10 protein-coding genes are annotated in these 11,834 nt (G+C 73.0%); 4 read left to right on the top strand and 6 right to left on the bottom strand.

Features of this window, described 5'->3' with window-relative positions; all coding sequences use genetic code 11:
- Positions 1 to 9: 9 nt before the first annotated feature.
- Entirely contained in the window at positions 10 to 885 is an 876-nt protein-coding gene (locus V7E45_RS04825; RefSeq protein WP_333772808.1) for a MaoC/PaaZ C-terminal domain-containing protein, read from the bottom strand.
- 311 nt (positions 886 to 1,196) lie between these two features.
- Between V7E45_RS04825 and V7E45_RS04820 the strand changes: the two genes are divergently transcribed.
- Positions 1,197 to 2,495 (top strand): sensor histidine kinase, encoded by a 1,299-nt coding sequence (locus V7E45_RS04820; protein ID WP_333772807.1) that lies wholly within the window; start codon positions 1,197 to 1,199, stop codon positions 2,493 to 2,495.
- Here the strand turns inward: V7E45_RS04820 and V7E45_RS04815 are convergent.
- Positions 2,473 to 4,041, bottom strand: a complete 1,569-nt coding sequence (locus V7E45_RS04815) for an alpha-L-arabinofuranosidase B (RefSeq protein ID WP_333772806.1) — start codon at positions 4,039 to 4,041, stop codon at positions 2,473 to 2,475. The genes V7E45_RS04820 and V7E45_RS04815 overlap by 23 nt on opposite strands.
- Positions 4,042 to 4,254: 213 nt before the next feature.
- On the opposite strand from V7E45_RS04815, the gene V7E45_RS04810 reads away from it, so the two are divergent.
- Positions 4,255 to 4,866 (top strand): response regulator transcription factor, encoded by a 612-nt coding sequence (locus V7E45_RS04810; RefSeq protein ID WP_333772805.1) that lies wholly within the window; start codon positions 4,255 to 4,257, stop codon positions 4,864 to 4,866.
- A 28-nt stretch (positions 4,867 to 4,894) separates the two neighbouring features.
- Here V7E45_RS04810 and V7E45_RS04805 read toward each other — a convergent pair whose 3' ends face one another.
- From V7E45_RS04805 to V7E45_RS04790, 4 genes are all read right to left on the bottom strand, one after another.
- On the bottom strand, positions 4,895 to 5,716 hold the full coding sequence (locus tag V7E45_RS04805) for a hypothetical protein (protein WP_333772804.1): 822 nt from the start codon (positions 5,714 to 5,716) through the stop codon (positions 4,895 to 4,897).
- Positions 5,716 to 6,255, bottom strand: a complete 540-nt coding sequence (locus tag V7E45_RS04800; protein WP_333772803.1) for a SigE family RNA polymerase sigma factor — start codon at positions 6,253 to 6,255, stop codon at positions 5,716 to 5,718. Before V7E45_RS04800 ends, V7E45_RS04805 begins: the two co-directional genes overlap by 1 nt.
- A gap of 51 nt (positions 6,256 to 6,306) precedes the next feature.
- Positions 6,307 to 7,749 (bottom strand): MFS transporter, encoded by a 1,443-nt coding sequence (locus tag V7E45_RS04795; protein WP_443055938.1) that lies wholly within the window; start codon positions 7,747 to 7,749, stop codon positions 6,307 to 6,309.
- 64 nt (positions 7,750 to 7,813) lie between these two features.
- Positions 7,814 to 8,998 carry a lipid-transfer protein gene (locus V7E45_RS04790; protein ID WP_333772801.1) on the bottom strand — a complete coding sequence of 395 codons (1,185 nt, stop codon included), beginning with the start codon at positions 8,996 to 8,998 and terminating at the stop codon, positions 7,814 to 7,816.
- A gap of 162 nt (positions 8,999 to 9,160) precedes the next feature.
- On the opposite strand from V7E45_RS04790, the gene V7E45_RS04785 reads away from it, so the two are divergent.
- Positions 9,161 to 10,903 carry an MFS transporter gene (locus V7E45_RS04785; RefSeq protein ID WP_333772800.1) on the top strand — a complete coding sequence of 581 codons (1,743 nt, stop codon included), beginning with the start codon at positions 9,161 to 9,163 and terminating at the stop codon, positions 10,901 to 10,903.
- Positions 10,904 to 11,011: 108 nt separating this feature from the next.
- A complete protein-coding gene (locus V7E45_RS04780) occupies positions 11,012 to 11,662 on the top strand; it encodes a class I SAM-dependent methyltransferase (RefSeq protein ID WP_333772799.1) in 651 nt (216 codons plus the stop codon).
- Positions 11,663 to 11,834 lie beyond the last annotated feature (172 nt).

The raw sequence follows: 11,834 nt of genomic DNA, 5'->3' as shown, positions 1-11,834 counted from the left end.
CGGGCGGTGTCAGGAGTGTCGGACGATGGTGTCGGCGAGGACGGGCGCGTCGTCCCGCTCCACGGCGCTCACGGCCACCCGGACGCTCCCCTGCTGCCGCCACATGCGGATGCGCAGGGTCTCGCCCGGGTACATCACGCCGGCGAAGCGGGTCGTGTAGCCGCGGACCCGGGTCACGTCGCCGCCGAGCAGCGTGTCGACGACCGCCTTGAGGGTGATGCCGTAGGTGCACAGACCGTGCAGGATGGGCCGGTCGAACCCGGCGAGCCTCGCGAACTCGGGGTCGGCGTGCAGCGGGTTCCAGTCTCCGGAGAGGCGGTAGAGCAGCGCCTGGTCGGCGCGCACCGGGCGTTCGACGGTCCGGTCGGGTTCGCCGGCGGGCGGGTCGAGGCGGGTGGAGGGGCCGCGGTCGCCGCCCCAGCCGCCCTCGCCGCGTACGAAGATCTGCGAGTCGTTGGTCCACAGCGGTCCGTCGGCGTCGGCGACCTCGGTGCGCAGGACGAGGATGGCGGCCGTGCCCTTGTCGTACACGGCGGCGAGCCGGTGGGTGGCGGTGGCCGTGCCCTGGGCCGGGACGGGGCGGTGGATCTCCAGTGTCTGCCCGCCGTGCAGGACCTTGGCCAGCTCGACCTCCACCCCGGGCATGGACAGTCCGCTGATGACGCCCGGTGCGCCGGCTCCGGCGACGGTGGCGAAGCTCGGCAGGACGTGCAGCCGGGACTCCAGGAGGTAGCGCAGCTCGTCGGGGTCGGTGGCGGGGCTGTCGCGGTCCGGGTCGGCGCCGGCGCCGATGCCGAGGTGGTAGAGCTGGACGTCCTTGGTGGTCCAGCTGATCCCGTCGGTCCGGGGTTCGGCGGCGAGGGCCTTGGCGGCGTCGATGGGCATGGGGCTCCTGACGGGTCTCAAGACCTCGGCGCGGACGTCCGCACCGTCGGCCGCGCCGAGGTCGTCCACGGGCGGATCTAGAACGCGTTCCAGTCCGGCGCCCTCTGTATAGCCCAGCGCCCGGTACTTGTGAAGTCTCCTGACGCTGTGTCAGATGGGCGGCTGTGACATTTGTACCGCCCGGGTCCGTACATCCGCGTCTTCCCGGGAGGCGGCCCGGATTCCTACCGTCGTAGGCATGACGCGGCACAGGGCGCGGACCTGCTCCCGGTGCGATCATCATGCTGACCAACTGATCGGGGGACGGGGACATGACGTGGTGGCGTGGAGTGAAGTGCCAGGTGACGGCCTGGCAGGCGGCGCAGGCGCAGTGGAGGGCGGACCACGAGCGCTTCAGGGCGGTGCATCGGGCGGCCCGTAAGACGGGCCGGGTCCCCGAGGTCGACCACCCGGGGCCGCCGCCCACCGGTTTCGCCCTGCTGCCGTGGCTGCTGATGGGCATGGGGTCCTTCTCCAACCTGCTGCAGGGCCGCACCCCGAACCCCTGGATCGGCGGCCTCGGCCTGCTCGCCTTCAACTCGCTGTACATCTACGTCACCTTCCGTTCCTTCGACCGGGACAGGCGCCAGGCGGTGTCCACCCGGGTGGCGCTGGGGCTGATGGGCCTGCTGACCACGGGGCTGGCGCTCGGGTACGGCGGCAACTGGCTGATGTTCTTCCCGCTGCTGGGCCTGGCGGCCGGCGCCACCCTGCGCGGCCCGTGGCTGGGCCGCACGGGTCTGCTGCTGGCGCTGTACGCGGCCGCCGTCTCCGCCGCCCGGGACGGCTGGGGGGACGCCACGAACATCGGGTACGCGACCTTCCTGTCGAGCATGGTGACCGCGGCGATCCTCGGGCTCTCCGAGGCCGTGCGGGAACTGCGGTCCGCCCGTGAGGAGCTGGCCCGGCGGGCGGTGGAGAAGGAGCGGCTGCGCTTCTCCCGCGATCTGCACGACCTGCTCGGGCACACCCTGTCGGTGATCGTGGTGAAGTCGGAGGCGGCCCGGCGGCTGGCCCCGCGGGACATGGACGCGGCCCTCGCGCAGATCGGTGACATCGAGTCGGTGGGCCGGCAGGCGCTCACCGAGATCCGCGAGGCGGTGACCGGCTACCGCGAGGGCAGTCTGGCCACCGAGCTGACCCGGGCCCGCTCGGCGCTGTCCGCGGCGAGCATCCAGCCGGTGGTGCGGCAGTCCGGCGCGCCGCTGGAGCCGCAGGCCGAGGCACTGCTCAGCTGGGTGGTGCGGGAGGCGGTCACCAACGTCGTCCGGCACAGCGCCGCCGGCCGCTGCGAGATCACCGTGGAGAGCACGGCCGAGCAGGCCCGGCTCACCGTCACGGACGACGGCACGGGTGCCGCAGCCGGCCGGGCCGCCGCGCGCTCCGCGGAGGGCATCGGCGGCACCGGTCTGACGGGCCTGACCGAGCGCCTGGCGGCGGCGGGCGGCTCCCTGCGGGCCGGCCCGTCGCCGCGCGGCGGCTTCACGGTCACCGCCGAACTCCCGGTGGAGCCGGCGGCACTCGCGGCCGTGGGGGCGGGTACGGCGGTTACGGCGCCCAGGGCGGGCTGACCACCCAGCTCACGTCGTCGCTCCACGAGGTGGCGCTGTCGAAGGCGTTGGCGCCACCGTCGCTCGCCGCGTACACGCCCAGGTCGTAGTGGCGCAGGTAGCGCGTCGGGTAGTTGTACGACGCGAACGAGGTGCCCGTGCCGCTCTTGCCGGTACCGGGGCAGAAGGTGGCGTCGGCGCGGAACTGGCTCGTGCCGTTCATGGGCTGCCGGTAGATCCGGTAGTTGTAGTGGCGCAGGAAGTCACCGGGGTAGTTCCGCGACTCGAAGGAGACGCAGGAGCCGTCGGCGAGCCCACGGCGCACGATCCAGGTCGCGTCGCTCTTGTCGAGCGCGGAACTGCCCGACGCCACGGGGGAGATGACACCGGCGTCGGCCTGGTGGCGGAGGTAGTCGGTGGTGCAGCAGGCGGTGGTCGCGCGCAGCGAGACCTCCGAGCTGGGGCTCAGGGTGCCGGTGCTGCCGGTCGGGCCGCCGTACCCGGCGGAGACGATGTCGGCCTGGACGGCGTCGTCGGCCGCGTCCGTCGGTATCCCGGAGGTCATCACGCCCTCGAAGAAGGAGCCGATGGAGCCGTTGCTGTTGTCGCCTCCGGTGCCGAGGACGATCGCGCCCTCCTGGTGCATGGGCGAGTAGCCGCCGGCGGTCGGCTCGCCGCCGGAATAAGTGGTCGTCAGCCCGCCGGATTGCGCATTGCCGTATTTCAGCGCGAAATGGTTCTGCCCGTTGTTCTTCAGCAGCGCGGTCACGAACGGCATCGGTCCGGTACCGGTGTCGGAGGTGTTCCTGCTGTACCCGGCGTCGGACTGGAACAGGCCGTTCTCCAGGTCGGCCTGGACCCAGGGCCCCTGCCCGTAGCAGGGGGCGAACCAGCACTCGGTGCCGAAGTTGATGGCGTCCATGTGCCCGTTGCCGGTGTCCTTGTTGTTCGTCTCGGCGTTGCCGTAGTCGAAGCAGCAGGCGCCGTTGACATGGGTGCCCGAGGTCACCATGTACATCCCCTCGGCCTGCCCGTTCACGGCCACGCCCGAGGTGGAGTCGTCCCGGTAGCCCATGCCGGCGGAGATCTCCAGGCCGTAGACCTGGTGCCCGCCGACGGTCACCGGCAGGGCGTCGGCGGGCGCCGCGACGTCGGCCGCGCCGGCCCCGCCCGCGCCCTCGACGGTGAGGTGGTTGTGGCGTGCGGACTGGTCGTAGATCTCGGTGATGACGCAGGTCGTACCGGCGCAGAAGGAGTCCTGGGCGGCCGCGTTCGCGTATCCGCCGGTGGCCAGCACGCCGATGTTCCTGGTCGTGCCGTCGGAGGCCCGCTTCACCTGGTAGAGGGAGCCGCCGTAGGCGGAGTACAGGGCGCGGACGAGGCTGTGCGCGGCGACGCAGGGCGTGCCGGCGGCCGCGTAGACGTCGCAGGGCAGCGAGCTCGCGGCGGCGGCCTGCGGGGCGCCGGTGCCGAGGACGAGCGCGGCGGCCGTGGCGAGCACCGCGAGCACGGACAGGACGGCGCTTCTGATCCGCCGCGGGACGGAGCGCGGGTGGGTGGGGAACACGTGCACCTCTTCGGTCTCTCGTGGGGGTCGGAGCGGGTCCGGTCGGTATACCGAACGTCGTTCGATCGAAATACCGAACCTTTTCCGCGCCGAAATACCGAACAAATACCGGAAATGCAGAGGCGATTGTTTGCGCGTCACCGGGAATCGTCAACCCCCGCGGACCGAAGCCGTGACGGGTCTTCGATTCACTTCCGCGGCTACGCTGGGGCCGTGAAGAACATCCGAGTCCTGCTCGCCGAGGACCAGGGCATGCTGCGCGGCGCCCTCGCGCTGCTGCTCGGCATGGAGGACGACATCGAGGTGGTCGCCCAGGTGTCGTCCGGCGACGCGATCGTGGACGCGGCGCTGCTGCACCGGCCGGACGTGGCCCTGCTGGACATCGAACTGCCGGGCGTCAGCGGCCTGGACGCGGCGGCCCTGCTGCGCGAGCAGGCGCCGGACTGCCGGGTGCTGATCCTGACCACCTTCGGCCGGCCCGGCTATCTGCGCCGGGCCATGGAGGCCGGGGCGGCCGGTTTCCTGGTCAAGGACGGGCCGGTGGAGGAACTCGCCCAGGCCGTCCGGCGCGTGCTGACCGGGGAGACCGTGGTCGACCCGGCGCTGGCCGCCGCCGCGCTCAGTGCCGGTCCGAACCCGCTGACGGCGCGGGAACGCGAGGTGCTGCAGGCGTCGGCGGACGGGGCGACGGTCGCGGACGTCGCCGGCCGGCTGCACCTGTCGGAGTCGACGGTCCGCAACTACCTGTCCTCCGCCATCGGCAAGACGGGCACCCGCAACCGGGCGGAGGCGGTCCGGGAGGCCCGTCAGCAGGGGTGGCTGTGACCTCGGCTGTGACCTCCCGGCGCCTCCGCTACCTCGTCACCTCCGCCGACGCGTAGGACGTGCCTTCGGGTGCGACGCAGGTGAACCAATTCGCCCCCTCGAAGCCGGCCACCGTGCGGATCGCCGTGCCCGTGTCCCGGGCGGAGAAGCCCTCGGCCGGCTCGGCCACGGCCGTCCTGCCGTCCTTCCAGCGGCAGGTGACCTGCCGGGCGGTCTTCGCGACCATGCCGATCACCAGCTGGCCGGAGCTCTCGCCGCCGGTGCCCAGACGGGTCGCGCCGGCCTCCATGTCCGTGCCCCTGAACCGCTCGAACTTCTCGACCGAGTTGAACATCACCTGCCGCGGACGGTCCGAGCCGCCCCAGCCGCGCATCGCGAAGTACGAGGTCATGCCGATCAGGTCGGCGGGCTTGCGGGCCTCGGCCGGCTCGACGCCCCGCTCGGCCATGGCGCCGAACTGGCGGTCCGCCTCGCGCGCGTCACGCGGCGCTCCCCACACGTCGACGAAGACGGTCCACCGCTTGCCCCGGTAGGTGCCCCGAGCGATCTCGGTCCGCTGCGGGTCGTACACGTGCCGCGCCTCGGCCGAGGCGGGCGGCTTCGCCACGTCCGGCATCCGGTCGGCACGGCCGCCGCCCGGCATCCCGGTCACGGCCAGGGCACCCGTGGACCCGGCAAGCACCAGCGCCGTGGCCGCCGTCACCGCCCAGCGCCTGGCTCTGCGCCGCCAGCCGCCGCGCAGCACCGCCTGCACCGGAGCCGTGCCGATCTCGACCCGGTCCGCGGTGTCCGCGAGGAGCAGGGCGATGTCCGACGGTGTCATCTCGTGGTTCTCCCGGTCCGCGCTCATCACTTCCGCCCTCCGTGCGTCACCGTCTCGGCCAGTCCCGGCAGGGCGCGGAGTTTCGCGATGCCCTTGGCCGCGTTGCTCTTCACCGTGCCGACCGAGCAGCCCATCGCCTCGGCCGTCTGGGTCTCCGTCAGGTCCTCCCAGTAGCGCAGGACCACCGCCTCCCGCTGTCGCGCGGGGAGCCGGGCGAGCGCGCCCAGCAGCGCGCCCCGGTCGTCGGCCTGCGCCATCCGGTCGCCCGTGTCGGCCACCTCGCGCACCAGCCCCGAGTCGTCCTTCGGGGCCAGGAACTCCTTGAGCCGTCTCCGGTGCCTGCGCGCGTGTGCGTTGATCATCACGCGGCGTACGTAGGCCTCCGGATCGTCGGCCGAGCCGACCCGTCGCCAGGCCACGTAGACCTGTTCGAGCGTCGACTGGACCAGGTCCTCGGCGGCGTGCTGCTCCCCCGTGAGCAGGAACGCCGTGCGCATCAGCCGCGGCCAGCGGCCGGTCATGAAGCTCTGGAACTCCTCGTCCCGAGCCGACTTCCGATCCCCCATGGGCACCTCCTAGACATCAGAAGGAGTCCACGGGCCGCCCGGACCGTTGCCTCATCCCGCGGAATTCGCCGAAGTCCTTCGCGGCAGCCACACCAGCATCAGCAGCGCCCCGCCCAGCAGCAGGGCCGCGCTGGTGCGGAAGGCGAGCGCGTAGCCGTCGGTCAGGGCACCGGGCCCGTGCCCGCTGCCGGTGCCGGCCGCGGCGACGGTCGACATGACGGCGAGCCCCAGCGAACCGCCCATGGTGCGCGAGGTGTTGATCAGGCCCGACACCAGTCCGGCCTCGCCCGGGGCCGCGCCCGACGTGGCCAGGGCGGCCAGCGGGGTCCCGGCCAGGCCCGCGCCCAGCATCATCAGCATGCCGGGGATCATGATCCCGGTGACGTACGCCCCGTGCGCGCTCATCGTCGACTGCCAGGCGAAGCCCGCCGCGGCCACCAGGGTGCCCAGCGTCGCCACCGTGCGGGCCCCGGCCGAGCGCATCAGCCGGGGGGCCACCTTGGAGCCGACGACCACCGACAGGGAGCTGGGCACGAGGGCGAGACCGGCCTCCAGCGGCGAGTAGCCGAGCACGTTCTGCGCGTACAGCGTCATGAAGTACCACATGCAGAACATGGCGGAGCCGGAGACGAACATGGCCGCGTTCGCCGAGGCCACCGAGCGCAGCCTGAGCAGTCCGAGCGGCATCAGCGGCGCCGCGGTGCGGGCCTCGACCAGCAGGAAGCAGCCGATGAGGGCCAGTCCGGCGGACAGCGGCAGCAGCGTGGCCGCGGCCGTCCAGCCCCGCTCCTCGGTCTGCACGATGCCGTAGGCGAGGATCGCGAGGCCCGCCGTCACCAGCAGGGCGCCCGGCAGGTCGAGGCGCCGCCGCGCCCCGGCACGGCTCTCGGCCAGCCAGAGCGCGGAGCCGGCGAGCACCACGGCGCCCACCGGCACGTTGATCAGCAGCACCCACCGCCAGGAGAGCACGTCCACCAGCACCCCGCCGACCAGTCCGCCCGCCGCCCCGCCGCCGGCGCCGACCGCGGTCCAGGTCGCTATCGCGCGGGCCCGGGCGGCCCCTTCGGGGACGGCGGCCGTCAGCAGGGTCAGCGTCGAGGGGGCGAGCACGGCCGCGCCCAGCCCCTGCACGGCCCGCGCCAGCAGCAACTGCCAGCCGTCCTCGGCGAGTCCGCCGCCCAGCGAGGCGACGGTGAACAGGCCGAGCCCGACGAGGAACATCCGCTTGCGGCCGTAGAGGTCGCCGGCCCGGCCGCCGAGCAGCATGAAGCCGGCGAAGGCGATGGCGTACGCGTTCACCACCCACTGCAGGCCCGGGGCGCTCAGTGCGAGGTCCGTCCGCATCGACGGCAGGGCGACGTTGACCACGGACACGTCGAGCACCACCAGGAACTGGCCCGCGCAGGCCAGCGCCACCACCAGCCAGGTCGGGGGCGTCACCGGGCGGCGGGACGCGCGGCGGGAGACATCGGCGGCATCGAGCATGGGTGTCATGCTCTCAACCCGGCCGCGCCCCCTGCATCGGCTTTTCGGACCAGCGGGTCCTGGTCCGTGCGACCTACGCCGCCCGCAGCAGCGTGACGACCGCCGCCCCGCCCAGCCCGATGTTGTGCGCGAGTCCCACCCGGGCGCCGGGCACCTGCCGCCGCCCCGCCTCGCCGCGCAGCTGCCAGACCAGTTCGGCGGCCTGCGCGAGACCGGTGGCACCCAGCGGATGGCCCTTGGAGATCAGCCCGCCCGACGGGTTCACCACCCAGCGGCCCCCGTAGGTGGTCGCCCCGGACTCCACCAGCGCTCCGGACTCGCCGGCCGGGCACATGCCGAGCGCCTCGTAGGTGAGCAGTTCGTTGACGGAGAAGCAGTCGTGCAGCTCCACGACGTCCACGTCGTCGATGCCGAGCCCGGCCCGCTCGTACACCTGCCGGGCCGCCTCGCGGGACATCGGCTGCCCGACGACGTCGATGCACGAACCGGAGGCGAAGGACTCCGGTGTGTCCGTGGCCATGGCCTGCGCGACGATCTCGGTCAGGCCGCTCAGGCCCCGCTCCTCGGCGAACCGCTCCGAGACCACCACGGCCGCGGCCGCGCCGTCCGAGGTCGGTGAGCACTGGAGCTTGGTCAGCGGCCGGTGCACGGTGCGCGCGGCGAGGATCTCGTCGACGTCGTAAGCGTCCCGGAACTGGGCGTAGGGGTTGTGGACGGAGTGGCGGTGGTTCTTGGCGGCGACCGCGGCTAGCTGTGCCTCGGTGGTGCCGTACCGGTCCATGTGCTCGCGGGCCGCGCCGCCGAAGAGCTGCGCGGTCGGCGGGGTGGCCTCGAAGCCGTGCCGGGCGGCCATGATCCCGTAGTGGCGGGCCACCGGTGAGGTGGCGAAGTCGCCTCCGTCGGCACCCGCGCCGAGCGCGCCCTTGCGCATCTTCTCGAAGCCCAGCGCCAGGACGCAGTCGCAGCCGCCCTCGACGAGCCGGCGGGCCAGCATCAGCGCGGTGGCGCCGGTCGCGCAGTTGTTGTTGACGTTGTAGACGGGAACGCCGGTCAGGCCGAGTTCGTAGACGGCGCGCTGGCCGGCGGTCGAGGGCTGGAAACAGTAGCCGACAGGAACCTGTTCTACGTCGGCGTAGGAGATCCCGGCGTCGGCGAGCGCGGTGCCGCCCGCCTCCCGGGCCATGTCCCAGTACTGCCATTCCCTGGTCTCGGGCTTCTCGAAGCGGGTCATCCCGACCCCGGCTACATAGGCCTTCATGACGGGTCAGATTAGAACGTGTTCCACCAACAGGCCAGACCGTGACGGGAAGTCAGAAACCCATGAGCGGGTCAAGGATTCATTAGAGGCCCGAAGCAACGGAATAGTTGCCTGTGCATACGAGGTTTACCGGGCACTTATGTCCACGGGAGGCCTCACTCAATGACGCACACGACGACCGACCAGCCCGACCGGAGGGCCGGCGGAGCCCTGGTCCCGGTGCTCGCCTTCGCGGGCATCGTGGTCGCGGTGATGCAGACCCTGCTCGTGCCGGTCATCAAGGACCTGCCGCAGCTCCTGGACACCGCCCCCAGCAACGCCACCTGGGTCCTCACCTCGACCCTGCTGTCCGGCGCCGTGGCCACCCCCATCATGGGCCGCCTCGGCGACCTCTACGGAAAGCGCCGGCTGCTGATCCTGAGCCTCGCCGTGATGGTGGTCGGCGCCCTGGTCAGCGCCCTCACCAGCCAGCTCCTCACCATGATCGTGGGCCGCACCCTCCAGGGCTTCGCCATGGGCGCCATCCCGCTGGGCATCGGCCTGATGCGCGACATGCTGCCGCGCGAGCGACTCGGCTCCGCCATGGCCCTGATGAGCTCCTCGATCGGCGTCGGCGGCGGCCTCGCGCTGCCCGCGGCGGCCCTCGTCGCCCAGCACAGCGACTGGCACTCCCTCTTCTACGGCGCCGCCGCACTCGGCGCCATCGCCATCGCCCTGACCCTCCTCGTGGTGCCCGAGTCCCCGATGCGCGCCCGGGGCACCTTCGACCTGCCCGGCGCCCTCGGCCTGTCCGCCGGGCTGGTCCTGCTCCTGCTGCCGATCACCAAGGGCAGCGACTGGGGCTGGTCCGCCGGCACCACGCTCGGCCTGTTCGCCGCCTCCGTCGCCGTGTTCCTCCTGTGGGGCGTGTACGAGCTGCGCGTCCAGGCTCCCCTGGTCGACCTGCGCACCACCGCCCGCCCGGCCGTGCTGTTCACCAACCTCGCCTCGATCATGGTCGGCGTCAGCTTCTATGTCGTCTCGCTGGTCCTCCCCCAGCTGCTCCAGCTGCCGGCCGCCACCGGGTACGGCCTCGGCCGGTCCATGGTCGTCGCCGGCCTGTGCGTCGCGCCGCTGGGCCTGACGATGATGTTCACGGCACCGGTCTACGCCCGTCTGTCGGCCCGCTACGGCCCCAAGGTCACCCTGATCATCGGCCTGCTGGTCATCGGCCTCGGCTACGGCGGCGGCCTCGGCCTGATGGACGCGGCCTGGCAGACCATCGTCACCTCCGTCGTGCTCGGCGCCGGCATCGGCCTCGCCTACTCCTCCCTGCCCGCCCTGATCATCGGCGCCGTCCCGGCCTCCGAGACCGGCGCGGCCAACGGCCTCAACACCCTGATGCGGTCGATCGGCACCTCCGTCTCCAGCGCCGTCATCGGCATGGTGCTGGCCAACACCGCACACCACACCGGCGGGATCGCCGTCCCGACCATGCACGGCTTCCGCGTCTCCTTCCTGATCGCCACCGCCGCCGTCGCGGTCGGCCTGCTGTTCGCGCTCCTGCTGCCCAGGGCGCCCCGCCCCGCCGCGCACACCCAGCTGCGCGCCAGCAGCGAGGAGGACGCGGCGCTGGAGCGCGCGGAGCAGGCGCTTCGGGGCTTCAGGGGCCGGGTGCTGGACGCCGGGGGCACTCCGGTCGCCCGCGCCAAGGTCACCCTGATCGACCGCCGGGGACGCCAGGCGGGGGCGGCCCTCTCCGGCGCCGACGGCGGCTACACCCTCGCCGTGCCGGCCGGGGGCGCGTACGTGCTCGCCGCGAAGGCGGCCGGGCACGGTCCGCTGGCCTCCGCCGCCAGCCACCACGGCGAGGAGCGGGCCGTCGAGCTCGACCTCTCCCTGCCGGGCGAGACGGTGACCGTGTAGCGCGCTCGCGCCGCCCGGCAAGCGCCTCGCACGCACCCCCTGTCGTCCCGGCGGCAGGGGGTGCGGCAGCATAGGCGCCCGGAAAGCCGTCCGACCGAAAGGCGCCCCATGCCCGCCGCACCCAAGCCCGAGATCCTGGCCGCGTTCGAGGCGGCGAAGGGCTTCATGCCCGTGGACGAGGGCCTGGCGCTGTACGCGGCCGCCGTGGAGGCCGGCCGTCTCGGCCTCCCCCTCCTGGAGGTCGGCACCTACTGCGGACGCTCGACGGTCCTGCTCGCCGACGCGGCCCGCGGGGCCGGCGTCACCGCGCTCACCGTCGACCACCACCGGGGCAGCGAGGAGCAGCAGCCGGGCTGGGACTACCACGACCCCGACACGGTCGACCCGGAGATCGGTCTGATGGACACGCTGCCCGCCTTCCGCCGGACCCTGCACCGGGCGGGCCTGGAGGACCACGTGGTAGCCCTCGTCGGCCGCTCCCCGCAGATCGCCGCCATCTGGAACTCCCCGCTCGGCCTCGTCTTCGTCGACGGCGGCCACACCGACGAGCACGCGAACGCCGACTACGAGGGCTGGGCCCCGCATGTCGCCGACGGCGGACTGCTCGTCATCCACGACGTGTTCCCGCACCCCGAGGACGAGTTCACCGGCCAGGCCCCGTACCACGTCTACCTCCGGGCCCTGGAATCGGGCGCGTTCACGGAGACCTCCGTGACCGGCTCGTTGCGGGTGCTGCGGCGGACCGGCACGGGCGTCTGACCTGAGCCCCGCCGTGATCGCCGGGGGACGGTCAAGGACGGGGGCGGGGCTGCGGACTTCCAGATCGGGCTGCTTCTGCTCGTCTTCGGGGCGCCACTGGTCGGCCTCCTCGGCAACGCGCTCGCCGCGCTCGCGGGCACCGGCCGCGAAGCCCCGCGCCGGGCCGTCGGTG

The sequence above is a fragment of the Streptomyces sp. IBSBF 3136 genome (genome assembly GCF_036815105.1).
Taxonomy (GTDB): Bacteria; Actinomycetota; Actinomycetes; order Streptomycetales; family Streptomycetaceae; genus Streptomyces.
This window is presented reverse-complemented; position numbering and strand designations above follow the sequence as displayed.

Excerpts from the sequence above, each read along its gene's own strand:
- V7E45_RS04825 (WP_333772808.1), bottom strand. The coding sequence starts at position 885 with ATGCCCATCGACGCCGCCAAGGCCCTCGCCGCCGAACCCCGGACCGAC.
- V7E45_RS04820 (WP_333772807.1), top strand. The coding sequence starts at position 1,197 with ATGACGTGGTGGCGTGGAGTGAAGTGCCAGGTGACGGCCTGGCAGGCG.
- V7E45_RS04805 (WP_333772804.1), bottom strand. The coding sequence starts at position 5,716 with ATGAGCGCGGACCGGGAGAACCACGAGATGACACCGTCGGACATCGCC.
- V7E45_RS04800 (WP_333772803.1), bottom strand. The coding sequence starts at position 6,255 with ATGGGGGATCGGAAGTCGGCTCGGGACGAGGAGTTCCAGAGCTTCATG.
- V7E45_RS04795 (WP_443055938.1), bottom strand. The coding sequence starts at position 7,749 with ATGACACCCATGCTCGATGCCGCCGATGTCTCCCGCCGCGCGTCCCGC.
- V7E45_RS04790 (WP_333772801.1), bottom strand. The coding sequence starts at position 8,998 with ATGAAGGCCTATGTAGCCGGGGTCGGGATGACCCGCTTCGAGAAGCCC.
- V7E45_RS04785 (WP_333772800.1), top strand. The coding sequence starts at position 9,161 with ATGACGCACACGACGACCGACCAGCCCGACCGGAGGGCCGGCGGAGCC.
- V7E45_RS04780 (WP_333772799.1), top strand. The coding sequence starts at position 11,012 with ATGCCCGCCGCACCCAAGCCCGAGATCCTGGCCGCGTTCGAGGCGGCG.